This is a genomic window from Comamonas jiangduensis (assembly GCF_030162955.1).
Taxonomy (GTDB): Bacteria; Pseudomonadota; Gammaproteobacteria; order Burkholderiales; family Burkholderiaceae_C; genus Comamonas; species Comamonas jiangduensis.
On the sequence record NZ_JARXOV010000061.1, the window covers coordinates 1 to 394 of the forward strand.

1 protein-coding gene is annotated in these 394 nt (G+C 48.0%); it reads left to right on the forward strand.

All coding sequences use genetic code 11. From position 1 onward, the window contains the following. On the forward strand, window positions 1-376 hold a 376-nt coding region (locus QEP12_RS16990), incomplete at its 5' end, for a transposase (RefSeq protein ID WP_284214997.1). Window positions 377-394: the final 18 nt, after the last annotated feature.

The window sequence follows — 394 nt, forward strand, 5'->3', positions numbered from 1 at the left end:
GATCCTTGCGCTAACAGATGCCTTGGGCAATTTGGTGCGCTTTGTTTTACTGCCAGGCCAGCGTCATGATCTCAAAGGTGTTGACGAACTTTTGCAAGACATTGATTTACAAGCGTTACTTGCCGATAAAGCGTTTGATGCCACCTGGCTGGTTCAGCGATTGCAGTCTACGAACTGCCAAGTTGTGATTGCTCAGAAGGCCAATCGAAGAGCGCCCTTGCTTATCGATAGGGAGATGTACAAGTGGCGGCACTTGATAGAAAACTACTTTTGCAAGCTGAAAGAATTCAAGCGTATTGCTCTGCGTAGCGACAAAACTGACAGCAGCTTCGCTGCTGTCATCACCTTGGCATCTGCGGTGATCAATTCCCGCTAATTCTCAACAGACCCTAGT